At 64.6% G+C, this 25,880-nt stretch carries 31 protein-coding genes and 1 tRNA gene; 17 read left to right on the top strand and 15 right to left on the bottom strand.

Annotation, left to right across the window (positions count from 1 at the left end; all coding sequences use genetic code 11):
- Positions 1–41: 41 nt before the first annotated feature.
- A complete protein-coding gene (locus HALKA_RS20730) occupies positions 42–1,157 on the bottom strand; it encodes a hypothetical protein (RefSeq protein WP_155119354.1) in 1,116 nt (371 codons plus the stop codon).
- A 403-nt stretch (positions 1,158–1,560) separates the two neighbouring features.
- Entirely contained in the window at positions 1,561–1,947 is a 387-nt protein-coding gene (locus HALKA_RS0103125) for a RidA family protein (protein WP_018256626.1), read from the bottom strand.
- Positions 1,948–2,025: 78 nt separating this feature from the next.
- On the opposite strand from HALKA_RS0103125, the gene HALKA_RS0103130 reads away from it, so the two are divergent.
- From HALKA_RS0103130 to ubaA, 3 genes are all read left to right on the top strand, one after another.
- Entirely contained in the window at positions 2,026–3,543 is a 1,518-nt protein-coding gene (locus HALKA_RS0103130) for a carboxypeptidase M32 (RefSeq protein WP_018256627.1), read from the top strand.
- A 123-nt stretch (positions 3,544–3,666) separates the two neighbouring features.
- A complete protein-coding gene (locus tag HALKA_RS0103135) occupies positions 3,667–4,656 on the top strand; it encodes a methyl-accepting chemotaxis protein (protein WP_018256628.1) in 990 nt (329 codons plus the stop codon).
- 36 nt (positions 4,657–4,692) lie between these two features.
- The gene (ubaA, locus tag HALKA_RS0103140) at positions 4,693–5,514 is read left to right on the top strand and encodes an SAMP-activating enzyme E1 (RefSeq protein WP_018256629.1); all 822 of its coding nucleotides are present in this window, start codon (positions 4,693–4,695) and stop codon (positions 5,512–5,514) included.
- Between the two features lie 115 nt (positions 5,515–5,629).
- Here the strand turns inward: ubaA and HALKA_RS0103145 are convergent, their stop codons facing one another.
- Complete coding sequence (locus HALKA_RS0103145; protein WP_018256630.1) at positions 5,630–6,538, bottom strand: cobalamin-binding protein; 909 nt, start codon at positions 6,536–6,538, stop codon at positions 5,630–5,632.
- A gap of 227 nt (positions 6,539–6,765) precedes the next feature.
- Here HALKA_RS0103145 and HALKA_RS0103150 point away from each other — a divergent pair, with 227 nt between their 5' ends.
- Positions 6,766–7,356, top strand: a complete 591-nt coding sequence (locus HALKA_RS0103150; protein ID WP_018256631.1) for a 50S ribosomal protein L15e — start codon at positions 6,766–6,768, stop codon at positions 7,354–7,356.
- Between the two features lie 128 nt (positions 7,357–7,484).
- Here HALKA_RS0103150 and HALKA_RS0103155 read toward each other — a convergent pair whose 3' ends face one another.
- Entirely contained in the window at positions 7,485–8,450 is a 966-nt protein-coding gene (locus tag HALKA_RS0103155) for a phytoene/squalene synthase family protein (protein WP_026190131.1), read from the bottom strand.
- 345 nt (positions 8,451–8,795) lie between these two features.
- Complete coding sequence (locus HALKA_RS20735; RefSeq protein ID WP_044956475.1) at positions 8,796–9,020, bottom strand: DUF8015 family protein; 225 nt, start codon at positions 9,018–9,020, stop codon at positions 8,796–8,798.
- 232 nt (positions 9,021–9,252) lie between these two features.
- On the opposite strand from HALKA_RS20735, the gene HALKA_RS0103165 reads away from it, so the two are divergent.
- Entirely contained in the window at positions 9,253–9,618 is a 366-nt protein-coding gene (locus tag HALKA_RS0103165; RefSeq protein ID WP_012807803.1) for a winged helix-turn-helix transcriptional regulator, read from the top strand.
- 59 nt (positions 9,619–9,677) lie between these two features.
- On the opposite strand, the gene HALKA_RS0103170 is transcribed toward HALKA_RS0103165, so the two are convergent.
- Positions 9,678–10,991 carry an RNB domain-containing ribonuclease gene (locus tag HALKA_RS0103170; RefSeq protein ID WP_018256634.1) on the bottom strand — a complete coding sequence of 438 codons (1,314 nt, stop codon included), beginning with the start codon at positions 10,989–10,991 and terminating at the stop codon, positions 9,678–9,680.
- Between the two features lie 272 nt (positions 10,992–11,263).
- The gene (locus HALKA_RS0103175) at positions 11,264–11,539 is read right to left on the bottom strand and encodes a DUF7562 family protein (protein ID WP_012807801.1); all 276 of its coding nucleotides are present in this window, start codon (positions 11,537–11,539) and stop codon (positions 11,264–11,266) included.
- A gap of 178 nt (positions 11,540–11,717) precedes the next feature.
- On the opposite strand from HALKA_RS0103175, the gene HALKA_RS0103180 reads away from it, so the two are divergent.
- The 4 genes from HALKA_RS0103180 (at position 11,718) to fer (ending at position 13,510) form a co-directional block, all read left to right on the top strand.
- A complete protein-coding gene (locus HALKA_RS0103180) occupies positions 11,718–11,936 on the top strand; it encodes a hypothetical protein (protein ID WP_018256635.1) in 219 nt (72 codons plus the stop codon).
- Between the two features lie 168 nt (positions 11,937–12,104).
- Positions 12,105–12,542, top strand: a complete 438-nt coding sequence (locus HALKA_RS19020; RefSeq protein ID WP_018256636.1) for a DUF2178 domain-containing protein — start codon at positions 12,105–12,107, stop codon at positions 12,540–12,542.
- 13 nt (positions 12,543–12,555) lie between these two features.
- Positions 12,556–12,765 carry a helix-turn-helix transcriptional regulator gene (locus HALKA_RS0103190; protein ID WP_018256637.1) on the top strand — a complete coding sequence of 70 codons (210 nt, stop codon included), beginning with the start codon at positions 12,556–12,558 and terminating at the stop codon, positions 12,763–12,765.
- Positions 12,766–12,865: 100 nt separating this feature from the next.
- The gene (gene fer, locus HALKA_RS0103195; protein ID WP_018256638.1) at positions 12,866–13,510 is read left to right on the top strand and encodes a ferredoxin Fer; all 645 of its coding nucleotides are present in this window, start codon (positions 12,866–12,868) and stop codon (positions 13,508–13,510) included.
- Positions 13,511–13,692: 182 nt separating this feature from the next.
- Here the strand turns inward: fer and HALKA_RS0103200 are convergent, their stop codons facing one another.
- Positions 13,693–14,361: a DUF7119 family protein gene (locus HALKA_RS0103200; RefSeq protein ID WP_018256639.1), complete on the bottom strand. Its 669-nt coding sequence runs from the start codon at positions 14,359–14,361 to the stop codon at positions 13,693–13,695.
- Between the two features lie 80 nt (positions 14,362–14,441).
- Complete coding sequence (locus tag HALKA_RS21275; RefSeq protein WP_018256640.1) at positions 14,442–14,591, bottom strand: DUF8595 family protein; 150 nt, start codon at positions 14,589–14,591, stop codon at positions 14,442–14,444.
- A gap of 264 nt (positions 14,592–14,855) precedes the next feature.
- On the opposite strand from HALKA_RS21275, the gene HALKA_RS0103210 reads away from it, so the two are divergent.
- From HALKA_RS0103210 to HALKA_RS0103240, 7 genes are all read left to right on the top strand, one after another.
- Entirely contained in the window at positions 14,856–15,197 is a 342-nt protein-coding gene (locus HALKA_RS0103210; RefSeq protein WP_018256641.1) for a DUF8134 family protein, read from the top strand.
- A gap of 92 nt (positions 15,198–15,289) precedes the next feature.
- On the top strand, positions 15,290–17,050 hold the full coding sequence (locus tag HALKA_RS0103215; RefSeq protein WP_018256642.1) for a nitrite/sulfite reductase: 1,761 nt from the start codon (positions 15,290–15,292) through the stop codon (positions 17,048–17,050).
- 52 nt (positions 17,051–17,102) lie between these two features.
- Positions 17,103–17,366, top strand: a complete 264-nt coding sequence (locus HALKA_RS0103220; protein ID WP_018256643.1) for a hypothetical protein — start codon at positions 17,103–17,105, stop codon at positions 17,364–17,366.
- Between the two features lie 158 nt (positions 17,367–17,524).
- Positions 17,525–17,809 (top strand): DUF6360 family protein, encoded by a 285-nt coding sequence (locus tag HALKA_RS0103225; protein WP_018256644.1) that lies wholly within the window; start codon positions 17,525–17,527, stop codon positions 17,807–17,809.
- Between the two features lie 68 nt (positions 17,810–17,877).
- A complete protein-coding gene (locus HALKA_RS0103230; protein ID WP_012807965.1) occupies positions 17,878–18,180 on the top strand; it encodes a CPCC family cysteine-rich protein in 303 nt (100 codons plus the stop codon).
- A 79-nt stretch (positions 18,181–18,259) separates the two neighbouring features.
- Positions 18,260–19,099 (top strand): aldo/keto reductase, encoded by an 840-nt coding sequence (locus HALKA_RS0103235; protein ID WP_018256645.1) that lies wholly within the window; start codon positions 18,260–18,262, stop codon positions 19,097–19,099.
- Between the two features lie 103 nt (positions 19,100–19,202).
- On the top strand, positions 19,203–19,454 hold the full coding sequence (locus tag HALKA_RS0103240) for a hypothetical protein (RefSeq protein ID WP_018256646.1): 252 nt from the start codon (positions 19,203–19,205) through the stop codon (positions 19,452–19,454).
- Positions 19,455–19,520: 66 nt separating this feature from the next.
- On the opposite strand, the gene HALKA_RS21280 is transcribed toward HALKA_RS0103240, so the two are convergent.
- The 6 genes from HALKA_RS21280 to HALKA_RS0103270 all read right to left on the bottom strand — a co-directional run bounded on the left by HALKA_RS21280 (position 19,521) and on the right by HALKA_RS0103270 (position 23,512).
- On the bottom strand, positions 19,521–19,679 hold the full coding sequence (locus HALKA_RS21280; protein WP_018256647.1) for a hypothetical protein: 159 nt from the start codon (positions 19,677–19,679) through the stop codon (positions 19,521–19,523).
- Between the two features lie 209 nt (positions 19,680–19,888).
- Positions 19,889–19,960 (bottom strand) — tRNA-Ala (locus tag HALKA_RS0103250).
- A gap of 242 nt (positions 19,961–20,202) precedes the next feature.
- A complete protein-coding gene (gene rpsJ / locus HALKA_RS0103255; protein ID WP_012808023.1) occupies positions 20,203–20,514 on the bottom strand; it encodes a 30S ribosomal protein S10 in 312 nt (103 codons plus the stop codon).
- 3 nt (positions 20,515–20,517) lie between these two features.
- The gene (tuf, locus tag HALKA_RS0103260; protein WP_018256648.1) at positions 20,518–21,780 is read right to left on the bottom strand and encodes a translation elongation factor EF-1 subunit alpha; all 1,263 of its coding nucleotides are present in this window, start codon (positions 21,778–21,780) and stop codon (positions 20,518–20,520) included.
- A 248-nt stretch (positions 21,781–22,028) separates the two neighbouring features.
- On the bottom strand, positions 22,029–22,982 hold the full coding sequence (locus HALKA_RS0103265; protein ID WP_018256649.1) for a homoserine dehydrogenase: 954 nt from the start codon (positions 22,980–22,982) through the stop codon (positions 22,029–22,031).
- Positions 22,979–23,512, bottom strand: coding sequence for an amino acid-binding protein (locus tag HALKA_RS0103270; RefSeq protein ID WP_012808026.1), 534 nt, complete (start codon positions 23,510–23,512; stop codon positions 22,979–22,981). Before HALKA_RS0103270 ends, HALKA_RS0103265 begins: the two co-directional genes overlap by 4 nt.
- Positions 23,513–23,864: 352 nt before the next feature.
- Here HALKA_RS0103270 and HALKA_RS0103275 point away from each other — a divergent pair, with 352 nt between their 5' ends.
- Positions 23,865–25,724, top strand: coding sequence for a tail fiber domain-containing protein (locus HALKA_RS0103275; protein WP_018256650.1), 1,860 nt, complete (start codon positions 23,865–23,867; stop codon positions 25,722–25,724).
- The last annotated feature ends 156 nt before the right edge of the window (positions 25,725–25,880 follow it).

Here is a 25,880-nt window from a genome sequence, read left to right on the forward strand (position 1 = left end):
ATGGTTGTTTGATCTGCGATCAATAATATTGTCTTTGTTCTCTATGCACCTACACCGGTTATCCCTGCCGCCGCTGCAACGATAGCAAGTATAATTAGTGCTATCAGAGTGACAATCACTTCACCGACAAATTTGGCGGCCCCAAAAAGATCTATTTCAGGAACGAAATCTTCTGCAAGCTTAGTTGCTTCAGCCGTATCAGGACGGTCTCGGTAGCAATCCGTCACGCAAACGCCAGCAGCTTCACTGCCTAGCCAAACGCAATATTTTCCTGAATCTGTGATCTCCAATCCAGCCCACATGTCAATATAAACCTTTCCATCACCAACATTTCCTTCAGCAATCGTCACAGGGACTGAAAGTAGCGGTGGTGTCTTACCCCATGAGCATTGCTTTCTCATGCAGCCTATTGAGGTAGTTTTTGCACAAAACTCACCGAATGCACCAGCATCCTGACACTCTTCAATACCGACCTGTGGTAGCTTTGGAATGTTACAGCGGGATGGATCAAACTGTTGCGTAGTTATTTCAGTAGATGGTGTTTCGGATTGTGTTTCGATAATACCTTGGAGAGAGTCTGGAGCAGTCTGCTTACTCACAACTCTCTTTTTTCGATCCGAAGGCTGAGACTGGATTTCCACCGATGGGCCTTTGGAATTGTTCCTGTGTGACCGCCGCCCATTATTTTCGGTATCTAATTTATTGGTTATATCTAAAACATCAGTGGCAATTATCTCACCAGCTTCCCAGTAGCTAATTTCGGTCTTGCTGTGCCATTCGAGTTGCATTATAGCGCCAGTCTTGGCTTCCGCTACTTTGATTACCTCCGTGGCACGCCGACCTGGTGGGGTACCCTCTCGAGGGAGATAGGAATTCTTTGGCTTAGACACACCCGTGGCGATGTAAAGTCCAAGGCTTTCATCAATCACTGACGTGGTGAAAGCCAGCATTGAGTGTTTAGGATGCTCAATCACGTCAATAGCTAACTCATATATTGGTTTTGTTGCAAACTCATCCAGATCAACCTCTTCTTCTTCGATTTGTCCTGCTGATGCGGTGGATGATAGGAATCCACCGGTTGCACCCACTGATCCAATGGCCTTTAATAGTTCACGCTTATCTATGTCAACCTCATTCACACTATTACTATCTGTCATTACAAATGATCATAAATAGTGGACACATATACATGTATCGAATAGTTAGAAATATTTTAATCTACTAGAAATAGATGTTGGAAGACGATGGGGCTCAAATGGGCAGATATCAATCCGTTCTGCGCGGTATTTCGCTTCTACTTTCGAACGTTCCTCAGTAGACTTACGGCTGGGATAGAACTGTAGACAGCCAAGCGGTAATTCGCCCCAATGAACTTGCTCAGCAGATCTCATTGATCCTGCTGGCGTCATCAAATGTATCAGCAGGCATCACTCAAAAACCATACACAGAATCGATATTTCCCACGACTCCCTCCCTCGTTATCGGTCGTGAAACTGGGGGATCGACACCGCCGTCGAGGGGGCTCGCTCCGCTCGGGTCGTCGTCACGTGGCCGGCGCGTTCACTCGCTGATCGCGACGGCTTCGATCTCGACGAGCAGGTCCGGATCGACGAGGCGCTCGATCTCGTACATGCTCGTCGCCGGCCGCACGTCGCCGAACGCCTCGCGGTGAGCACGGCCGACGGCCTCGTAGTTCTCGATCTCCGTGACGAACATGCGCGTCCTGACCACGTCTTCGAGCCCCGCTCCGGCGGTCTCCAGCGCCGTCTCGATGTTCTCGATCGCCTTGGCTGCCTGTGCGTACGGATCGCCGACGCCGACGATCTCGCCCGCCTCGTCGGTGGCGGTCGTCCCCGACACCTCGATTCGGTCGCCGACGCGAACGGCGCGAGAGTAGCCCACTTCGGCTTCCCAGTCGGTGCCGCTATCGACGGTCTCGCGTTCCATACCGACGGCCCGACCAGAGAGGCTGTGAATCTTTCCCTCGTCGCGGGGATTATACGACGGCCGTTGTAACACAGTTGCATGGCAACGGAAGCCGACGCTGACGACGCAGAGACGCCCGACACCTACGAGCAGTTCCGCGCTCACGTCGAGCAGCTGACGTACGTCGGCGACGCCGCCGGTGTCCTCCAGTGGGATCAGGAAGTGATGATGCCCGAGGAGGGAACGCCCGCCCGCTCGAAGCAGTCGGCGGCGCTGTCGACGCTCTCGCACGACCTCCTGACCGACGACGACGTGGCCGAGTGGCTGGGCGAACTGGAGGGATCGGACCTCGATCCCGAGCGGGAAGCGGTCGTCCGCGAGATTCGCCGCCAGCACGACCGCGCCGCGAAGGTGCCCAGCGACCTCGTCCAGCACATCTCGGAGGCCACCTCGAACGCGCTGCCCGTCTGGAAGGAAGCCAAAGCCGAGGACGACTTCGAGATCTACGCCGACACGCTCGAAGAGCTGGTCCAGCTCAAGCGCGAGTACGCCGCGGCCATCGACCCCGACCGAGATCCGTACGCGGTCCTGTTCGAGGAGTACGAGCCGTACCTCGGGCTCGACACCGCCGAGGCGGCACTCGAAGACCTCCGCGACACGCTCGTCCCGCTGATCGACGACATCGAAGACAGCGACGTGACGCTGGCCGATCCCTTCGCCGGTGGCAGCTACGACGAGGACGCCCAAGAGGACCTCGTTCGGTCGGCGCTTGACTACCTGGACTACGACTGGGACCGCGGGCGACTCGACACCGCACCCCATCCCTTCTCGACGGGGACGCAGTTCGACGCCCGCGTGACCACGCGGTTCGACCCCGAGGATCCGCTGGGTGCGCTCAGTTCGACCATCCACGAGTTCGGCCACGCGACGTACACGCTCGGGCTCCCCGACGAGCACTACGGGACGCCGCTGGGCGAGTCCCGAGACCTCTCGGTCCACGAGTCTCAGTCCCGACTCTGGGAGAACCACGTCGGACGTTCCCGGCCGTTCTGGGAGGGCTTCGCCCCGACTGTCGAGGACCACCTCGCCACGTCGGCCACGCCCCGAGAGTACTACGAGGCGGCCAACACGGTCCACCCGGACAACTGCATCCGCGTCGAGGCCGACGAACTGACCTACCACATGCACATCGTCCTCCGCTTCGAGATCGAGCGGGACCTGATCCACGGCGACCTCGACGTGTCCGAGGTACCGCAGGTCTGGAACGACAAGATGGAGGAGTACCTCGGAGTCCGGCCCGAGACCGACGCCGAGGGGTGCCTACAGGACATCCACTGGAGCCACGGCTCCTTCGGCTACTTCCCGACGTACTCCCTGGGGTCGGTGCTCGCCGCACAACTGTTCGCCGCCGCCGAAGACGACATCGGCGATCTGGACGGACAGCTCCGCGACGGCGAGTTCGACGACCTCCACGAGTGGCTCACGGACAACGTCCACAGCCACGGCACACGCTACGAGACCGACGACCTCATCGAGGAAGCGACCGGCGAACCCTTCACCGCCGACTACTTCCTCGAATACGCCGAGTCGAAGTACCGCGACCTGTACGACTGCTAACACTGCCGGCAACGACACTGACGCTGCACGTCTCGATCGTGTGGCCGACATCTGGCCTTTCGGTATCGCTTTTGATTCTGTTGGGCACACCATTTTTAATCGCAGTTGGATAAACGGCTACCAATGTCAGACACCGAGCCCCAGTCGGAGCCGGATCTCTCGACAGCCAGTGACATCGACGAGGACCTCGACACGGACATCGACGACCAGATCGGGCAGCGGGTGGATCGGCAGGCGGGCTACGACAACGACGCCGCCAGCGAGATCCAGACCTCGATCGCCGAACTACAGGCGTCGTCCGAGGACATCGCGACGGAAGTCGACGACATTCGGGGCCGAGCGGCCGAACAGCACGAGGGGATGAGCCAGATCGCCGAAGAGGTGTCGAACCTCAGCGCGGCCGTCGAGGAGATCGCGTCCTCCTCGGAACAGGTCTCGACGGCGACACAGGATGCGACGGAGCTGGCCGATCGGGGCCAGGAGAACGCACAGGACGTGTACGGCGCGATGGAGCGGATTCAGGGGGCCGCCGACAGCGTGACCGAAGACGTCCGAACGATCCAGCGAAGCGTCGCGGAAATCGACGAGATCGTCGAGGTGATCAACGACATCGCCGACCAGACGAACATGCTGGCGCTCAACGCCTCCATCGAGGCCGCGCGTGCCGGTGAAGCCGGCGAAGGCTTCGCCGTCGTCGCCGACGAAGTCAAGTCACTCGCCGAACAGGCCCAGTCCGAGGCCAGCGAGATCGAGCAGATGGTCGGTCGCATCCAAGGCAACACCGACAACGCCGTCGACAGCCTCGAAACGTCCAACGCCGAGATCGACGAGGGTATCGAGTCCGTCGAGGAGTCCGTCGAGATCTTGGACGAGATCGGCGACGCGGTTCGCGAGGTCAACGACGGGATCGCGGAGGTCGCGAGCGCGACCGACCAGCAGGCCGCCTCTACCGAGGAAGTCGCGAGCATGGTCGATCAGGCGACGGCCGCCGCCGAGGAGATCGCCGAGTCGACCGCCGCCATCGCCGAGGAAGCCGACGACCAGACCGAACAGATCGCAGACATCAACCGCGCCGTCGACGAACTCGTCGCCGACTGGCAGGCCCAGCGGTAGCGCACGCCTTATTGTTCTCGGCGGTCCACGTTCGCCATGGTCGATCTCGATCCCGAGCAGCTCGACCGGTACTCGCGCCACGTCATCATGGACGACGTCGGGCCGTCCGGACAGGCGGCACTGCTGGACGCCAGCGTCCTCGTCGTCGGTGCCGGTGGCCTGGGATCGCCGGTACTGCAGTACCTCGCGGCCGCGGGCATCGGACGGCTGGGCATCGTCGACGACGACGCGGTCGAACGGTCGAACCTCCAGCGGCAGGTGCTTCACACCGACGACGACGTGGGCCGACCGAAGGTCGACAGCGCCAGCGAGTTCGTCGCCGACCTCAATCCGGACGTGACCGTCGACGCCTACGAGACGCGACTCACGCGGGACAACGCCGACGAGCTGATCGCCGACTACGACCTCGTCGTCGACGCCTCCGACAACTTCGGGACCCGGTACCTGGTCAACGACGCCTGCACGCTGGCCGGAACGCCGGTTTCCCACGGCGCGATCTATCGCTTCGAGGGCCAGGTGACGACGTTCTCGGGCGAGGGTCCCTGCTATCGCTGCCTGTTCCCGTCGGCACCGCCGGAGGGGGCGGTCCCCGACTGTGCGACTGCCGGCGTGCTGGGCGTGTTGCCGGGGACGATCGGCTGCTTCCAGGCGACGGAGGTCGTCAAGTGGTTCCTCGACGAGGGCGAGAGCCTCGACGGACGATTGCTCGTGTACGACGCGAGCGAGATGAGCGTCGACGAGGTGCCGATCGCGCCGAACCCGGACTGCCCCGTCTGTGGGTCGGAGCCGGTGCTGTCCTCGGTGACCGAAGCGGCGTACGACGGTCGGTGCTCGCTCTCGGAGTCTGCCGACGACTGACGGCCCGCTCGCCGCTCGTCGGGCGGTCCGGTCCCATACGGTTTATTGTAGTTGCTTACCGGTGATCGTCCACTCCGTGGCGACGATCACCGGTAAATCGCTACAATAATCCGTATCAGTGCTGGACCGCTTCGAGTTCGCCGACGGCGTCTCTCGGCGGTCGATCGAACAGGTCCGGATGGATCGCCCAGGCGAGGAACTCCAGCGTGTCGACGAGGCGCGGTCCCGACCGGTTGACGTAGTGGTGGCCGTCGACGAGCGTGACGTGCCCGTTCCGGACTGCCGACAGCTCCGCCCACCCCGGCCGCTCGGTCAGGTCCGTGAGGTTCTCGCGGATCTGTGCGAGGTCGAACCCGCAGGGCGAGACGATCAGTCGCTCGGGATCGTACGCCCTGATCTCGTCCCACTGGCGGGGCCGCGAGTGTGCGCCCGCCGACTCCAGCCCGTACTCGCCACCGGCGCTGGCGACCATCTCGGGCACCCAGTGGCCGGCGACCATGACCGGCTCCGTCCAGTCGAGGACGGCGACGCTCGGCGTCGACTCGGCTCGCCCGGCCGTCGTCTCGACCGCGGCCACCCGCGAGCGCAAGTCGCCGACCAGCTCGCTCGCCCGCTCGCCACGGCCGAGTACGTCTCCGATGCGCTGGATCGACTCGAAGAGGTCGGCGAGGGAGTGTACGTCGAGCGTCAGCACCTCCGCATCGAGACCCAGCTCTGCGACCGCGTCTTCGACGACGACGTGACCGACGGCACACACGTCACAGACGCCCTGCGTGACGATCAGGTCGGGGTCGATCGACGCCAGGGTCTCTCGTTCGATGGCGTAGACGCCTTCCTCCTCCGCGGCGGCGACCTGCTCGTTGATCTCGCCGCTCGCGGCCGTCGGATCGACCCGCGAGCGGTTCACCGAGGGCTGCTCCCCGGCAGCCGGGGGATAGTCACATTCGTGGGAGACGCCGACCGGCTCGACGCCGAGCGCGTAGACGATCTCGGTCGCCGACGGCAGCAGCGTGACGACGCGCATACCATCCGTTGCGACCGGCCGGCAATCAGCGTGTTGGTGGTCACGCAGGAGACCGTCTCGATCAGCTTCGAATGGCTTAAGGGCGCAAGCCGGGAAGCAGTGGGTAACTCGCTGGACGACGGGCACCAGCGGGCACCTGCATGGACCGATCGACGGGTCGTACAGGTCGGGATGTGACTCCGGAGGATTCCGGCGTTGAACCACGCAACGCCCGTGGTGATACACACATGGCACGAAGTTCGTACTCCTACATTCGAGAAGCGTGGCAGAACCCGGACGACGGCAAGCTCGCCGAACTCCAGTGGCAGCGACAGCAGGACTGGCGCGAAGAGGGCGCTATCGAGCGCATCGAACGCCCGACCCGCCTCGACAAGGCCCGCTCGCAGGGCTACAAGGCAAAGCAAGGCGTCGTCGTCGTGCGAACGTCCGTCCGCAAGGGCGGGGCTCGCAAGGAGCGATTCAAGGCCGGTCGACGCTCGAAGCGCCAGGGCGTCACCCGCATCACGCGCCGCAAGGACATCCAGCGCGTCGCCGAGGAACGGGCCACCCGCACGTACCCGAACCTCCGCGTGCTCAACAGCTACTGGGTCGGGGAAGACGGCCGCCAGAAGTGGCACGAGATCATCCTCGTCGACCCCGAACACCCCGCGATCCAGAACGACGACGACCTGGGCTGGATCGCAGACGACGACCACACCGACCGCGCGCTGCGCGGCCTGACCGGTGCCGGCAAGCGCAACCGCGGACTGGACACGCGTGGCAAGGGTGCCGAACACGTCCGCCCGAGCCTCCGTAGCAACCGCGGCCGCGGAAAGTAACTCTCGCTCGTTTTCCGCTCTCTCTTCGCCGATCGAACCCACCGACGAGGAGCGGCCGCTCACGTGCTGGCGTCCGGTAAAACGCGGCAGCCGAACCTCCGGACCGGCGCTGTAGATTGTCTGGGGCGTCAGGCCGGCTGGCTCGAATCTCGGACGCCGACCGGCGTCTCCGCGGCGGGCGACGGCTCGGAGATCGCACTGACCGCGTAGAACGCGGCCTCGGGATCGTGGTGGCGACGCCAGTGCCACCAGGTCCGGGCCAGCAGCCAGAGCCGACGACGACGGGTGAGCTCGGGCGTCTCGGTGAGTACGTCGTAGCCCCGTGCTCTGATGAGTCGGTGGTGTTCGGCGTACAGCACCGCCGACAGGAGGACGGCGAACTGACTGTCCTCGGGGAGGTATCTGATCCCGGCCACTCCCTCGTGGTACCGTCGTTCTGTCCGGGCCAGCTCCGTCTGCATCACCGCCCGGAAGTCGTCGGTGACGGTCGCCTCGGCGAGATCGTCTTCGGTGACGCCGTGTTCCGAAAGCGTCGCCTGGGGCAGGTAGACCCGACCGTACTCGTGGATATCTTCGCGCACGTCCCGGAGGAAGTTCGTCAGCTGAAACGCCTCAGCCAGCGCCGCAGCGTGTGGCCGTGCCGTCTCGGGCTGGTCAACGTCCATCACGTCCATCATCATGTTGCCGACGGCGACGGCAGACCCGCGCATGTACTCCACGAGGTCGTCGAACGTCTCGTAGCGGGCCCGGGCGATGTCCATCTCCATCGCGTCGATGAAGACGTTGACCTCCTCCTCGGGGATGTCGTGACGCTCGCGCAACTCCGCGAACGCTTCCAGCACCGCCGCGTCGTCGCCCGTCGCCGAGGCGTGACCGAGGGCGGCCTCTCGGATCTCTTCGAGGCGCTCGTGCTGGACCGCCGGCCCCGGGCCGTCGGGCTGGTCGACCACGTCGTCGGCCACCCGGAAGAACGCGTAGAGGACGTACGTGGCGTGGCGGATCCGCTTGGGGAGGACGCGGGTCGCCAGGTGGAAGGTCCGGCCAGTGCGCTGTTGAATCGATTTACTCGTCTTGATATCGTCAGTGTCTACCATTGGAAGTGCATTTTGTCGGGATCTACAGGCGCGGTGCCAGTCGTCGAATCCGGTTGCCTCGTCGGGATTGAAACGGTCGACCGACGAGAGTGAGATGGTCACGTGATTGTTATATACGGCAACCAGACTCATAAAACGTGTGCCCAACCAGGTTGGCGAGATCGCTCTCCGTCCGCGCTCGCTTGCAGTCTGTCTCCGCCTCGTCGACGCACCGATCACTGCGCGATCCCGACGCGCGAGACAGTGGTGACTCGCTCGCCCGTCTCGTACTGCCGGCTGTACCTTCGTTCGGATATTCGCCACCCCGAGGTGGCGACATCCGTGACAGATTTACAGCCGGTAGTATCAGCTCCCGTCGATCGGCGGATTGACGTACAGCGTGTCGGCGAGTGCGAGGACGCCGACCAGCGAACTGGCCGGCAACACCGTGCGGAGCGGGATACCAAAGAGGACGTTCGACAGCAGCGCGACGACGAAGGCCGTCGGAATGACGGCCAGCACGAGGTCGTATCGCGACAGCGCAGTTCGATTACCGTTCCGAGGAATTTTCCGTTTCGTACTGGCAGTCATCACGATTCACCTCCTCGTGTGTCTCTATGCGCGATTCTCACTAAAATCCTACGCCGATAAACCACTCCGAACACACCACGTAGTCACTCAACACACTCTCGAATAACTCCTATATAATTTTAATATTATTTAGCTCGCGTTCACCCACTGACAGACGTTCCACACTTCGAACCGTGAAAAATACCCTCCGAGAACTGCAGTATTTATTTGGCGGGGGCCCGCCGTACACTGCATGGACAGAACGGGGGACGAGTACTCGGTGGGCAACGGGGGACACGATATGGGCCCACTGACTGCGGCGGCGGCGATCGTGGGGAAAAAGTGGCACCCGCGTATCGTCGTCGAGTTGCTGCGCGACGGACCGCTCGGTTTCAACGACCTGAAAGAGAGCGTGGACGGCATCTCGGACAAGGTCCTCTCCGAGAGCCTCGACGACCTACAGGAACGCGATATCGTCCACCGAACCGTCATCGACGACAAGCCGGTCCGGGTGGAGTACTCGCTGACGGAGTGGGGCGAAGAGCTGGAGCAGGTCGTCACGGCGATGGACGAGTGGGGCACGCGATACCTCGACCGCACCGACGAGTCTGCGGAGTGAGCCGTCGTCCGCGATCGCACTGATCGACGACTCGCACAACGGACTGCTCGCCGGGTCGATCAGTCCTCGTCCACTACTTCCAGCCCGCGATTGTTCACCGCAGACGGATCGAGACCGATCTCTTCGAGGAACTGCTTGTACTCGCGCTCGCAGGTCTCGGCTGCCTTCTGCTTGTCGCTGGCGCGATCACACAGCGCGATCAGGTCCTCCGGCACGTCGTTCGTGTAGACGATCCAGTGGTTGATCAGGTCCGAGAGCCGCCGGATCGGCGAGGTGAAGTGCCCGTAGATCTCGAAGTTCAGGGCGTGGTGGCCGCCGAAGGGGTCGTTCATGTACTTCGCGCGGGGCATCACCTTCATGACGGCCCACTGAATCTTGTCCAGCTGTCGGCCCGGTGCCTGCTCCAGCGTCGCGTTGACGGCCTTCCGTGGGTCGTCCCAGGCGTCGCCGGGGATCGAGACGCCGTCGAGGTCCTGGATCTCGACGAGGGCCTCGTCCCACTCTTCGGGGCTGGGCTGGGGGTGGACGCGGTACATCGCCTCGACGCCGCGATCCCACATCAGCTCGTGTGTGACGGCTTTGTTGGCCTTGAGCATGCACTCCTCGATGATCGTGTGGGCGCGGTCGCGGGCGGGGTTGAGCACGAGCGACCCCTCCTCCTTGCGCTGCTCGTGCATCGCGTCCGCGAGGTTCCAGATGAGTTCGGTCTTTTCCGCCAGGTCGACGCGCTGGTCTTCGAGTAGCTCCTCGGCCGTCTCTGGCTCGTCGAGCAGGCGCTCGGCCTCGGTGTAGGTGAGCCGGGCGTCGCTGCGGATCACCGACTTGTAGATGTCGATCTCCTCGTAGCCCAGATCGTCCTTGTCGAGGTGCATCTCGACGGTGTGGGCCAGCCGATCCTCGTTGGGGACGAGCGAACAGACCGTCTCGGCCAGCATCGGCGGCAGCATGTGGATGGTGTAGCCGGGCAGGTAGACGGTGTTGCCCCGCTCGACGGCCTCCTCCCACATCGCGGTGTCGGGGTTGACGTAGTGGGTCACGTCGGCGATGTGGACCCACAGGACGTACTCGTCGTCTCGTTCCTCGACGGAGATGGCGTCGTCGAAGTCCTGCGCGTCGATCGGGTCCGTCGTCCACGTCGTCATCTCTCGCAGGTCCTCGCGATCGTCGACCTCGTCGGCGATCTCGGCCTGCACGTCGGTGGTCCGCGCTTCGGCCTCCTCCATCACCTCGGGGGGGAACGCGTCGCGGATCTCGAACTTCTCGAACAGCTCCTCGCGCTTGTTGGCCATGTGGCGAGCCATCTCCTCGTCGATCTCGACGGGGCCTTGCCCCTCCGGCGTGCCGGCCTCGGCCTGCGCGTCCTCGTTACTCATAGCATCGGATACGGGGAGTGGACAGATAGGCGTTGTGAGGGAGTGTCGAGAGCCCGAGCGCAGCGAGGGGTCTCGGAAAGCTCGAACGGCGACGGTCTGGAGCCGTGAGAGAACGAGCGACGGCCCTCGTTATTGCGAGCGGGAGCGAACGGAGTGGGCGACACGCGAGCAGCGAGAGGCGCGGTGAACGACGTGAACCGCGAGCAGCGCAGCTGTGCGGTACAGAGCGGCAATCCGCGAACAACGAGGCGCGCTCGAAAGGACGACTGCCGTTATCGCCGCTTCTCTTCGGCCAGTTCGACGTACCGCCGGAGGAACGAGTCCCGATCGTCGGCGTCTGCTTCGACCGTTTCGAGGAGGTCCTCCAGCCCGGGCCGTGGCTGGTGGGTCAGGTCGCTGTGACAGGGCTTGCACAGGTACTCGAACTCCTTGTCCGTCCGGTCCCAGCGGTCGCCGTGTTTGTCGTACTCGCGCGCGTCGGACCGGGAGACCGACTCCCCACAGGCGATACAGGTGACGACGTCCCGGGAACTCCGGGAACCGAGCATGTACGGGGGTTGCACGCCGTCCCACTTATAATATCTGCCCCGCAGACGAGGGTGGTGTTCAGAGAAGCCGCTGCATCTTCTGAGTTGTAGACACTGAATGACCCTACTCTCTCTCTTATCTGAACACCGCCCCGCAGCTCCGGAGAAGCTATTTCCGCGTCGTGGTCGTGTGCAGCGTATGGAGACAGCGATGCGACTGTACGACCGCGTCGACGCGTGGTTGCGGGACCTGTCTCGCGTGCCGTACGCGGCGATACTGGGGACGGCGACGGGACTCGGTGTCCTCGTCGTCGGGGCGGTGTTGGGCAGTGGATTGCTCGTCGGACAGGCCGTCACGATGGCAGTCGTCGTGTTCGGGTTAGAGTGTGTGTTCGGGCTCTACCAGACCGACGAGTGACGGAGTTGTTCGTCGTCAGCGAGAGACCGTCGGGGCGGAGCGACGACCACCGCTGGCGCTCTCGCGGACAGTGACGACGTGAGCGGCGACCGGGAGTTGCGTCTGAGCGGTAGCTTTATAAAGATGTAAAGTATGCTTTACTGTAAAGGGTGCTTTACACCGATACCCATGAGCGAGGAACTCACTGCCAGACAGCGAGTCGAGAAGCGCGAGCAGTACAGCCAGTGGATCAACAGGTCGGTCGGTTTCGGCGTGGTGAGTTTCTTCGTCGCGACCGCGCTGTGGATGCTGACCGACAGAGCCGTGGTGCTCTTCGCGGGACTGGGACTGTACTGGCTGGGCTGTCTCGGGATGGCCGTCGGGTACTGGCAGTCGCCCGTGTCGGTCGGCGACGAACTCGAACGGCGGATGGAGCGCGAGGCGAGTCAGACGACGTTGCTGTTCGTCACCGTCGTGACGATACTCGGTCTGCCGGCGGACGTGGTCCTCTCGACGACCGGCGTCTACACCGCTCCCGCCGCCGTCCGGGGTGCCCTCTGGGGGTACCTCCTGTTGATCCTCGTATTCGGAGCCGTCCACTGGTTCGTGAAGCGACAGTACGAGTGAGCCAGCGAGGAGCATGAAAAACGAGATCGCCACCTACCGGGAACGAGAGGGGTTGAGCCAGGGCGAACTGGCAGCAGCCGTCGGCGTCTCACGACAGACGATCAACGCGGTCGAACGCGAGCGCTACGATCCGTCGCTGGCGCTGGCGTTCACGCTCGCCGCCTACTTCGACTGCCGGGTCGAGGCGCTGTTCGAGCCCGACCTGGAGCCGGTCGGGGAGTGAGCGAACGTACTCCCGGAGGTGGGTGGGAGTCGGCGGCCGCCGTCGGCGCAAAAACAGTGTAGGGCGAAGGTTTATTCCCACCATACCACTAGCAGCGGGCGTGGCGTCCCCGTTCGAAGTTCTCGCCGTCGACCCGGACGCGAGCGACGAGGCAATCGAGCGCGCTTACAGGGAGCGAGTCAAAGAGACCCATCCCGACCACGGCGGCTCGCTGGAGGCCTTCCAGTCGGTGCGGGCCGCGTACGAGCGGATCCTGTCTGGCGAGGCCGACGGCACCGAGCGACAGCGTGCCGACGACGACAGCGACGACGGCGGCTCGATTCACCCGCGCGTGGAGTATCTCAATTACGAGGTACTGGACGATCACGGCTGGCACGCGGACGACGACGACCTCTTCGAGAAGGCGGCCGGGGCCGGGCTCGACGACGACGACTACGGGAGCTTCCGCGTCCACCCCCGCGAGTCGGTGCTGGAGGCCGCAGAGCGGAACGACTTCGCCTGGCCCTTCGCCTGCCGCGGCGGGGCGTGTGCCAACTGCGCGGTCGTCGTCCTGTCCGGAGCGCTGACGACCCGCGTCGATCACGTGCTGCCCGACGAGATGGTCGACCGGGGCTTTCAGCTGGCCTGCAACGGGATTCCGACGAGCGACGAGCTGCAACTGCTGTACAACGTCAAGCACATGGCCGAACTCGAAGAGCTGCTGTTGCCGCCACGGCCCTTCGAGCAGGCACACTCCGACGACTGATACTGCACGACGTTACAGCCGGTAGTATGATACGGAAAGTTGTAGGTCTTTACCAGATCGACCGCATGCCGTCGTGCGGTCGACTGGGTAAACGCCTACAACCGTCCGTATGAGACCGGCGAGGCTCCGTCTGTGACAGAATCGGGCTGAGAGCGTGCGTTTCACAGATCCGGCAAGCCGTATCAGTCCAGTCGGTCGGCCAGCAGCTCACTGACGACCGCGCCGGGCGACTCCCCGTCGAGCGCCGCGCGCCGACGCAGTTCGCGGTAGACGGCCGGATCGAGTTCGAGTTCGAGTTCGCCCAGTCGGACTCCTTCGGCTTCGAGCGCGCTGGCGACCGACTGACCCTCGTTGACGTCGCTCGCGACCGATCGGACCTGTCGGACGGTCAGCTCGTGGTCGAGCGCGGCCCAGGCGAGCTGGAGGCGGGCCTCGCCGCCGACCCGAGCGACGTGTTTGGCCGCGGTGGGAGCGATGTGTCCCATGGCGACGTGACGGCGGATCGAGCGCGGGAGATCGTGGACGCGAGACCACTTGCGGATAAACGAGACGGTGGCGTCGCCCCCGGCGCGTTCGGCGGCGGCCTTGTACGATCCCTCGCCCCGGACCAGCGCGGCACAGGCGGCCGCACCGCGGAGCATGTAGACGTTGTCGTCGGCACCAGCAGTGTTCTCTGAGAAGGCCCGGACAGTTCGTGCGGCCAGTTCGAGGCTCTCGGGGTCGTCGGGGTCGAACTCCACGGCCTCCTGGGCGCGCTGGCCGGTCAGGGAAGGGTCACCGCGGATGACCGGCTTCCCGACCGGCGACTCGCGCTCGGCGTGGCTGGGGCCGTCGCGGCCATCGGCAGTCATCACTCTCTGTTGGGAACGGTCCGATAAAAGGGTCCGGTCCGACGTGTGTCGGGACACGTCGGGACGCGTCTCACAGCGACTCAGTCGTCTGCGGCAGCGTCGTCTCGGTTCTCCGAGAGGTGCTCCCAGATCTCGGTACAACCGCATCCGTCCTCGACATCGTCGAGGTGGTCGGTCGCTGGCTCTTCGGCTTCGGCGTCTTCGCGTGAACTCTGTTGTGCGTCTGTCATTGGTTTGTGCATCGCGCCAGTGAGCGCGGTGTTTCGGTACTCACCCGTACTACCTACAGCCGCATAAAGCCGCTCTCACCCGTAATCCCTTCCACCACTCCCGTTTGCCGGCAACATTTGTGGCTGTCTCCGACGGCGGACCACGAGTGCCGGACAGTGACAGATACCCTCATGGACCGACGGAGGGAGCGGGGATCGTCGCAGTTGCGGCGAAACTTGGCTACGCCGAACGACTGACGTGGCCCGCGGATCTAATGGCATCTAATGACGACCGACGTTCACCAGCTCGACGACGGGGCCTGGATCAGCGTCAACGACTCCCGAGAGGTGAACGTCAGCGACCTGTGGTTGCTGGCGGAAAGTGAGTTCTGCAGGTGTGAACCGACCGATTTCCTCGCCGAAGGATTCGTCGATACGGGCGTCGATCCCCCGAATATTCAGGCCCGTATCGCCGGTCGATGTATCGCCTGTGGAACGGAGGGCGTGACCGACTGGCTCACCGTCGGACGCGTCATCGACCCCGAATCGGGCGAGTTCTACGGTGTCGTCCACGACAGCGTCCACATCCCGGAGAAGCGCCACCGACTGGCCGACCCGGAACAGTAGGCAACATTATCCTGTTGCGGGGAGAGGTGGGGAGCCTTGTCGAGAAGGCGTGTTGTATATGGGTGGGTCCCAAGAATAGAGGTACACTAACCATGCCGACGAAAGTCGAGAACTGGAAGGACGAGGTGTATGGCAACGAGATCCGTGACCGCCTCATGGAGTTTGCCGAAGAGGGCTGGGACGCGATTCCCGAGGACGAACACGACGCCTGGTTCGAGCGCTTCAAGTGGTGGGGCCTGTACCACCAGCGCTCCGGGCAAGAGTCGTACTTCATGATGCGGATCGGGACGCCCAACGGCGTCATCGAGCCCGGACAGCTGGAAGTGATCGCGGAGGTCGCCGACAAGTACGCCCGCGGCCCCGAGGAGAACCCGGAGTTCGGCGACGCCTACTGTGACTGGACGACCCGCCAGTCGATCCAGCTCCACTGGATCAAGATCGAGGACGTCCCGGAGATCTTCGAACTGCTCGAATCCGTCGGTCTCTCGACCCAGCAGGCCTGTGGTGACTCCTGGCGAAACATCGTCGGCTGTCCCGTCGCCGGCAAGGACAAACACGAACACATCGACGCCTGGCCGATCGCCGAAGACCTCCACGAGACGTTCAAGGGCGACGACGACTACGCGAACCTCCCGCGCAAGTGGAAGGTCTCGGTCACGGGCTGCGATCAGGGCTGTGGCCAGGGCGACATCAACGACCTCGCCTACGAGCCAGCCGAGAAAGACGGCGAACTCGGCTTCAACGTCCGCGTCGGCGGCGGCCTCTCCCGAAAGGAGCCCCGCCTCGCGCGTGACATCGACGTGTGGGTGCCACCGGAGAAGGCGGCCGACATCGGTCACGGGATGTCCGCACTGTTCCGCGAGTACGGCGACCGCGACGACCGGTTCAACGCCCGCATCAAGTTCCTCATGGACGAGTGGGGTCCCGAGAAGATGCGGTCGGTCCTCCAGGAAGAGTTCGTCGACTTCGAGCTTCCGCGGGCCGGCGAGGACATGCGCGACCAGTACACATACAACGCCGGGGGCAACGAGCACGGCGACCACGTTGGCGTCCACGAACAGCCCGACGGCAACTACTACGTCGGCCTGAACGTCCTCGTCGGTCGGATGGGCGTCGACGACGTGTACGAACTGGCCGAAATCGCCGAGGAGTACGGCTCCGGCGAGGTCCGGCTGACCCAGCGCCAGAACGTCATCGTCACGGACGTCGACAGTGACCGCCTCGACGCGTTCCTCGACGAGCCGCTGCTGGACGACTACTCGCCCGATCCCCATCCGTTCATGCGGGGCTCGATCGCCTGTACGGGGACAGAGTTCTGTTCGCTGTCGATCGTCGAGACGAAGAACCGACAGGTCCGCTACGCCCGCTGGCTCAAGGACAACGTCTCGCTGCCCGGGGGCGTCGAGGACTTCCACATCCACCTCTCGGGCTGTACGGCCTCCTGTGCCCAGCCCCAGATCGCCGACATCTCGCTGCGGGGCATGAAGACCCGCAAGGACGGCGAACCGGTCGAGGCATTCGACATCGGCCTGGGCGGCGGACTCGGGGAGAACCCCCAGTTCGCCGACTGGGTCGAGATGCGCGTCGCCGCCGACGAAGTGCCGGGCTACATCGAGAACCTCCTCGACGCCTTCGAGGCCGAGCGCGAGGGCGACGAGACCTTCCGCGAGTTCGTCGCAGACCGCGACGAGGAGGCCCTGCAGTCCCTGGCAGATCCCGAAGAGACGAGCTACGACGATCCGTACCTGGGCAACACGAAGATGACCTGGTACCCCTACGCCGAGGACAGCGACATGCAGTCCTCGCCGGCACCGACCGACGCCAACGACGAGCCGCTGCCGTCCGACGACTGACGGTCGTCGGCGTGTAGGTAGCTCTTTTGTACTGGCCCGCGAACGCTCTCGCATGGCATCTGACGGCGGTCGGAGCAACCTCAAGACGATCGCGCTGGGCCTCGCAGTGCTGTTCGTGCCCGCACTGATCATCGTCGCGACCCTGGAGTTTCTGATTCTTACGGGCGAGCTCGTGTTGAACGAGCTGACGCCGCTCGAACTCGTCGAGCTGTACCTCATCGACCTCGTGCTGTTCGCTGGCGGTGCGTTCGTCCTCTATCGACTCTTGCTGTACTCGATCGGAGGCCCGCTCGGCGGCACAGACGACGAGGAGTGATACGGAAGGTTGTCGCTGCGTATCGGTGAGTAGGACGGGTAGCCCCTCACCGGTAAATCGCTACAACCGTCCGTACGAGCGTCGCCGTCGATCGTGCAATGTCGGCGACGGATCGGCAGTCACCGACGCTATAAGTTCGAGCCGCTACTGTACAGCATATGGTCGATCGGATCATGCGGGTCAACGCGTACACGACCTTCGACCTGCTGGAAGGACGCGTCGAGGGGCACGGCTTCGAGGACGACGCCTACGCCGTGTTGAACGTCAGTACGGACACGCGCGAGGACCCCGACGCCGTCGAGGTACAACTCGAGATGGACAACACCGAGGTCGACGCCGTCGAGCCCCACGCCGACACCGTGTCGCTGTCGCCGGCCCAGGCCCGCGAGATGGCCGCCGAGTTAGAGAAGTACGCCAGTAAAGTCGACGCCAGCGAGGAGTAGCGCGGGTTGAGCACGGACCGGTAGAACGATCCCGTGGTTCTTTGGTGTGTCGTGACATACCGCAGAGTATGTCGACCGATTCGCCAGGGAACCCTGCCTCCCGCGAGCTGGGCTTTTGCCCGTGTTGTGGCTACCGGACGCTGCCGGAAGGCCACCCGGGTTCCTACGAGGTCTGTCCGGTGTGTCACTGGCTCGACGACCCCGTCCAGTTCGGCGACGCCGAGTACGTCAGCGACACTAACCACGTCTCGCTCAGCGACGCCCGCACCAACTTCGAGAAACACGGTGCCTGCACGCCCGAGGCCGCAGATCAGACAAAACGGCCCGCCGACGCGCCACGTGACCCGAACTGGCCCTACGCCGAGGAGTGACCGGCGTCGAGGCCGTGAGACGGCGTCCCGTTCGCTGCATGCACAACGATTAACACCACGTGTACTCCCATCCTAGACGATGTCCCATCCAACGCGTACGCTCCCGAGCGGTGACGAGCTTCCGACCCTCGGCGTCGGAACCTGGAACATCGACGGCGACACGCTCCGTGATTCGGTCCGAGCCGGACTGGACGCGGGCTACACCCACGTCGACACCGCCGAGGGATACAAAAACGAAGACGAGATCGGCGACGTACTGGCCGACTACGACCGCGAAGAGCTGTTTCTCACCTCGAAGGTCCTGCCCAAGAACCTCGACTACGAGTCGGTGATCGCCTCGTGTGAGGCCTCGCTGGAGCGACTCGGGACCGACTACCTCGACCTGTATCTCGTTCACTGGCCCAACCCCGCGATCTCGCTGCGCGAGACGATGAACGCGATGGCGACGCTGCACGACCGCGGGCTGATCCGCAACGTCGGCGTCTCGAACTTCAGCGCCTACCAGCTCAGCTGTGCGCACCACGTCAGCGACGTTCCCATCGCGGTCAACCAGATCGAGTTCCACCCCTACCTCCAGCGGCCCGATCTCGTCGACTACTGCCGCGAGACCGACACCGTGATCGAGGCCGCCGCACCGCTCGCCCGGACGGAGGTGTTCGACGACCCGGTGATCCAGGAGCTGGCCGAGACCTACGACAAGTCACCGGCACAGATCGTCCTGAAGTGGGCCGTCGAACAGGACGTGGTCGTCCTCCCCAAATCGTCCTCGCCGGAACACGTCCGCCAAAACGGCGCGCTGTTCGACTGGGAGCTGGCCGCCGAGGACCGCGAGCGACTCGACGACCGGGACCGCGACCAACCCGTCTACGACCATCCCGCTCGCGACTGGACCGGCGACACGTACGGCATCTCCCAGTAACGGGCACTACGGGTCGAGCCCACGCCGAGACGAGTCGGAGCCGTCGCACTCTTTTGACCGTCGATCCCAAGCGATAGGTGAGTGGCACTCCCAGCCCACGGTGATGGACGCTGACATCGACACCGCCGCCGAAGACCCACCACTGGGACTGCTCGCCGTCGCCGTCGTCGGCCTGCTTCTCACCACGGCGGGCGCGATCGCCGTCATCCTCGACCTGGTGGGCACCAGCGACATCGTCCTCGGGATCGTCCCCGCCCTGACGCCGCTGTTCGATCTGTCGCTGTTCGTCACCGTTCTGGGCGTCGCCCTGTTCCTGTTCGCGATGACCGAGTGGAGCCCGGATCTCGACACCTGACGGCCCCCCTGACCCACGGAAAGAGAGTGGCCGGAGCGGCGACCTCGCCACGGACACGCGGCGATGTCAGTACCTGACAGTGTCGTCGACCCGGTCCCACCCGGGTGCATCGACGAGCGCCCCCAGCTCCCAGCTCAGCCGCGTCAGAATCGGGAGTTCGAACGGCACGGCGTCAGGGAGTGTCGCGCGGTCTTCGTCGCCGGGCCGAGCGCTATGAGTGGCCATACCACGCTATCTGACAGCTGCGAGTAAAAGCGTAGCTATTCGCCGACGATCGGGGGCGGCACTGTGTCGGACGACGAGCAAGCGACTCCCGCGGCGGACAGAATTCGCTCACAGAACGTCGTCCGTTCCACACAACCGAAGGGGAAACGTCGCCCTGAAGTACGTGAAGACGCCAAAAAACGGACCTTCGAGATGATCCGATATAGCGATGGACTCGCCGGGATTTGAACCCGGGGCCTCTTCCTTGCGAAGGAAGCGATCTGCCACTGATCTACGAGCCCGCGTTGGCCACTCGCGCGCGGAACGGTTTAAACCCTGCGCGTGAGAGTGGCGTTCGGGAAGCCGTCACACAGTAGGTCACTGTCGGACGCCGAACGCTGGTTCGGAGCGGACGCGGTGTCGTGGCCGCGTTCAGTCCCGAAAGACGACGATTCCGTCTTTCGATCCTCGCAAACTGTCGGTTTGCTCAGTCCCGGAAGATGACGCAGTTATCTTCCGACCATCGCGAAGCCAGAGGCTTCGCTCAGTCCTCGAGGACGATCTCGATGGAGACGTCGTTCGGGACCTGGATCCGCATGAGCTGGCGCAGTGCCCGTTCGTCGGCGTCGATGTCGATGAGCCGCTTGTGGACGCGCATCTCCCAGTGTTCCCACGTCGCGGTCCCTTCGCCGTCGGGGGACTTGCGGGTGGGGACTTCCAGCGTCTTGGTCGGCAGCGGGACGGGGCCCGAGAGCTCGACGCCGGTCTTGTTCGCGATCTCGCGAACGTCACCGCAGATGTCGTCGAGGTCCTCGGGGCTGGTTCCTGCCAGCCGGACGCGTGCCTGTTGGGACATGCGTTATCGCTCGTTGACGTCGAGGACTTTGCCGGCTGCGATGGTCTGACCCATGTCGCGGATGGCGAAGCTCCCGAGCTCGGGAATCTCGCCCGACGGCTCGATGCTGAGGGGCTTCTGGGGTCGGATGGTGACGACCGCGGCGTCGCCGTTCTGGATGAAGTCCGGGTTCTCCTCGGCGACCTCGCCGGAGGACGGGTCGATCTTCTGGTCGATGGACTCGATCGTACAGGCGACCTGTGCGGTGTGTGCGTGGAAGACCGGTGTGTAGCCGGCCGTGATCACGGACGGGTGCTGCATGACGACGACCTGGGCCTGGAAGGTCTCGGCGACCGTCGGCGGGTCGTCGGCCGGGCCACAGACGTCACCGCGGCGGATGTCGTCCTTGCCGATGCCACGGACGTTGAACCCGACGTTGTCGCCGGGATCTGCCTTCGGGACTTCCTCGTGGTGCATCTCGACGGTCTTGACCTCGCCGCCCACGTCGCTGGGCTGGAAGGAGACGTTGTCGCCGACGTTCAGGATACCGGTCTCGACACGGCCGACCGGCACCGTACCGATGCCGTCGATCGTGTAGACGTCCTGGATCGGGAGGCGCAGCGGCGCGTCCGTCGGCGGCTCCGGCTCGGGCAGGTCGTTGAGCGCTTCGAGCAGGATATCGCCGTCGTACCAGTCCGTGTTCTCAGAGGCCTCGGCGACGTTGTCGCCCTCGAACGCGGAGATCGGGATGAAGCTGGCGTCCTCGGTGCCGAAGCGGACCTGCTTGAGCAGATCTTCGACCTCGGAGACGACCTGTTCGTAGTCGGCCTCGTTGTAGTCGACGAGGTCCATCTTGTTGACGCCGACGATGAGCTCGCCGATACCCAGCGTGCGTGCCAGGAAGACGTGCTCGCGAGTCTGGGGTGCGACACCGTCGTCAGCGGCGACGACGAGGACCGCGTTGTCGGCCTGGCTCGCACCGGTGATCATGTTCTTGACGAAGTCGCGGTGACCGGGACAGTCGACGATGGTGAACTCGTACTCGTCGGTGCTGAACTCCTGGTGGGCGATGTCGATGGTGACACCGCGTTCGCGCTCTTCGGCGAGGTTGTCCATGACGTAGGCGAACTCGAAGCCGCCCTTGCCCTTCTCCTCGGCTTCTTCCTTGTGCTGTTCGATGACGTGCTCGGGGACGGACCCTGTCTCGTAGAGGAGTCGTCCGACGAGCGTACTCTTTCCGTGGTCGACGTGGCCGATGATGGCCAGGTTCTGGTGTCGGTCGCTCATTGTTGTATCTCACGCGCAGAGGCGCTATATCGGAGTCTTTGCGCGGTAGTTCATAAAACGATTTCGAAAGCGTCCGTAGGCCGCCCCGACGCCGTCCTGCGATTTGGCACGCGGTGACACGGGTCGAACCGCGTTCGCGGCCCGCTCACACCACCGGAATCGGTGCCGATCGGGGGACAGAGGAGCCCCTGAGGTGCTCAGAGAGCGCGCGCGACACGACCGGCCGGGCCGCGAGAACGGGAGATCGGCTACGCCTCGGGGAGTCGCCCGACGTCGGCCAGGACCGCACTCGCCGTCTCGGGGCCGCCGGCACCGCGGCCCGAGATGTTGAGTCGCCCGGCGTGTTCCGTTTCGAGCTGGACGATGTTGCGCGTCCCGGAGACGGAGAGCGCGGCGTTTTCCGGAACCAGCCGCGGTCCGACGCGAACGTCGCCGTCGGCGACCTCGCCGATGAGGCGGATCGTGCGGCCGTCTTCCTGTGCGAGTTCGAGGGCGCTGCCGGGGATCGAACTGATCCCCTCGACCGTGGCGTCGTCGAGCGTGTACTCGCGTCGCTCGCCCGCGAGGACGTTCGCGACGATGACACACTTCAGGGCGGCGTCGGTGCCCTCGACGTCGAACGTGGGATCGGCCTCGGCGACGCCGAGATCCTGGGCCTCGGCGAGGACGTGTTCGTAGCCCAGCCCCTCGGCGGCCATCCGCGAGAGGATGAAGTTCGCCGTCCCGTTGAGGACGCCCCGCGCCGCGGTGATGTGTTCGGGGTCGAAGTCGTCGATCGTCGACAGGACGGGCATCGCACCGCCGACGGTCGCCTCGAAGAGCACATCGCCCGCGCTCTCGCGTTCGAGCGCGCGCACGTCGGCGTAGCGTTCTGCGACGGGGCCCTTGTTCGCGAGGACGACGTGACGGTCTCGCTCCAGTGCGGCCTCGACGTGGCCGAAGCCGGGCTCGGCGTCGCCGAGCGTCGTCGGCGTCGCCTCGACGAGGGCGTCGTACTCCGCTTCGAGAGCGGTCTCGGGCCGGGCCGATCCGACCGTCCCGTCGGCCTCTTTGGCAGCGAGGGCCGCGTCCACGTCGATTCCGTCGCCGTCGACGACCGCTCCACTGGAGTCGGCCAGCGCGGTCACGGTGTGACCGTAATCGCCCGCCAGTTCCGCGACCGATCGCCCCACTGCACCGGCACCCAGGACTGCGAGTTTCACGCGTCACCACCCGCCGTCAGCGGCTCGACGACAGTCAACTCCTTCTCGGCGGCGATCTCTCGGACCGCCGCCAGCGCGTTGTCGGCGTTGCCCGCCTCGGTGGCGAGACGGAGGCGTGCGCTCGATACGTCCTCGGTGCCTTCCGGGGCCGACAGCGACAGGTCGGTGACCGTCGCCTCGGTGGCTTCCTGGATGTGCGAGAGCGTGTGAGAGAGGTCCGTGTTCACCAGGTGACCCGAGAGGACGATCGTCAGCGCCTCGCTGTAGCGCTCTGCGCCGGCCTGGATGATGTTGAAGTTCTCCGCCTGGAGGGCCTCGACGATGTCCTCGAACCGCTCGGGCGTGGCCTCCAGGTCGACCTCCACGGGGATGTGTCCCCGTGGCGTCATGTTCCCACGCTCGTGGAAGATAGAGAGGAGGTTGCCGCCGTTGTCGGCGATCGGGTGGAGCGCCCGGAGCAGTTCGCCGGGTTCGTCGACCAGTTCGAGCCGGACTGTGTAGGCTCGAACCTCGTCCTGCGAGTCGCTCATCGACCGCTCACCTCCTGCTGGATACTGCCGCTCATTGTGCAAGCACACGAACTGCGTGCTATAAGAAACCGTCCGTTCGCCGTCGACAGCCAGCGTCCCACCCGGCCAGGGAGAGTCGTGCCGACGGTGAGACGGCTGCCACGAGATCGATCTGACGGACAGTGCTGCCAGAACCGGCCGACTCCGGACCGAACACTTGAGGCTTTTGGCGGAACATTCATCATGCTGCTTGGAAACTCTTCACAGGGATGGCGCGAACGACGACCACGGAGAGACGGGTCCGAAATCACGGGCAGGGAGGAAACCGAGACGAATCGACACCACGCGGCCAGCGGCTACGGGAGACAGTGCGATGACGACGGACGACCTCCGGCGGCGGGTAGAGCGACTGGAGGCGATGGTCGCGGCGGCGGACGACGGGCCGGAGGGAGAGGACGGACTGACGCGCCGGACGGTACTGAAGGGGCTGGGACTGGTCGGCGTCGGCAGCTACGCCGTCGGAAAGGCGCGGGCGGATCCACAGGGACAGCTCGGGACCGACACGGATCCGGTCGCGACCGTCTACGCCCAGCAGCTCCACGGCGGCCTGACGGGCAACACGGCGGTGAGTTCGCTGCTGGGGCCGGGACTGGGGATCGACAGTGGCTCGCTGTCGGCCGACGTGAGCGGCGCGACGAGTACGGGTTCCGGCACCGACCTCTACACCGGGACGACCGACGGCGACCTGCAGTTCCGATCGCTCGTCGGGGGCACGAACGTCTCGCTGTCGAGCGCCAGCGGAGCGGTCACGATCGACGCGACGGCCGGCTCGTCGGTGTGGAGCGACCCGGACGCGGACGACCTCCTCGAACCGACCAGCTCGTACAGAGGGATCGATCTGAGTGGCGTCAGCAATCCGCGGGTCGTGACGCCCTGGATCGGGACCACGACGGCGACGGCGTTCGAGGCCTTCGTCGGCACCACCCGCGTCGCCCGGCTCACACCGACCGGAACCGACGGAAACGCCGAGACGGCCGCGGGCAACGTCCTGCTGGGCCAGTACGCACAGATCGGTGACGGGGCGACCGGCGTCGCGGTCGGCGGCGGCGGCAGCCCGACCAACAGTCACGAGAACGTCGCCTACGACAACTACGGGACGATCAGCGGCGGCCAGAACAACACGGTCGGGAGCGACGACGGCGATCCGGTGACGGCGGCCCACGCGACGATCGGCGGGGGCTACAGCAACACCGCTTCGAGCGAGTACGCGACGATCGCCGGAGGAACGGCAAACACCGCGTCGGCCAAATCCGCGGCCGTCGGTGGCGGCAACGACAACACCAGTTCGGCTAACTACGCGGCCGTCGCGGGTGGCTACTCCAACAGTGCGCGCAGCCGGTACGGGACGATCGGTGGCGGGTCGACGAACACCGCGTCGGGCCAGCACGCGACGGTCGGCGGCGGGAACAGCAACACGGCCGGCGGCGACCAGTCGACCGTCGGCGGCGGGCAGAACAACAGCGCCACGGGACCGGACGCGGCGGTTCCCGGCGGCCAGAGCAACACGGCCGCTGGGAGCCACTCGCTGGCGGCCGGCCGTCGCGCGGCGGCCAACGACGCCGGGGCGTTCGTCTGGGCGGACAGTCAGGACGCCGACTTCGCGTCCGACGCCGACTACAACGGCTCCGGCGTGACCGGTAACGACACGTTCCACGTCAGGGCGCAAAACGGTGCTCGCATCGTCAACGGGGCCGGAACGACCTACATTCCGAGCGGGTCGACCGGGTGGACGGCGACGTCGACCAGAGCGGCGAAGACGAACTTCCAGCCGATCGATCCCGAGGGCGTCCTCGACGGCGTCCGCTCGCTGGACGTGGCCACCTGGGAGTACAAGACCAGCGACGGCGAGGCCGCCGGAGTCGAGCACATGGGTCCGACGGCCGAAGCGTTCGACGACGCCTTCGGTCTCGGAGAGAGCGAACGCCACATCAACTCCATCAACGCCGACGGCGTCGCTCTGGCGGCGATCCAGGGACTCGCGGATCGGGCCGACGAACTGGCGGGCGAACTCGAACGGAAAGACGAACGCATCGGCGAGCTCGAAGATCGGCTCGCGGACCGAGACGAGCGAGTCGACGAGCTGGCGGGCGAACTCGAACGGAAAGACGAACGCATCGACGAACTGGAGTCGCGACTCGACGACATCGAAACGCTCGTACAACAGGGTGAGTGAGACTGCGCGACAGCTGTCCGATCCTTGCAGGACGGTTGCAGAGTGATATCTCGATTGACAACAGCAGCCAATGCTTATGACTCCGAACGGACTCGTAGCGACTGAGAGAGCTATCGACGCCGTCGCGGCGTGGTCTCGGGGAGCTGGCCGACGAAG

Source organism: Halomicrobium katesii DSM 19301 (assembly GCF_000379085.1).
Taxonomy (GTDB): domain Archaea; phylum Halobacteriota; class Halobacteria; order Halobacteriales; family Haloarculaceae; genus Halomicrobium; species Halomicrobium katesii.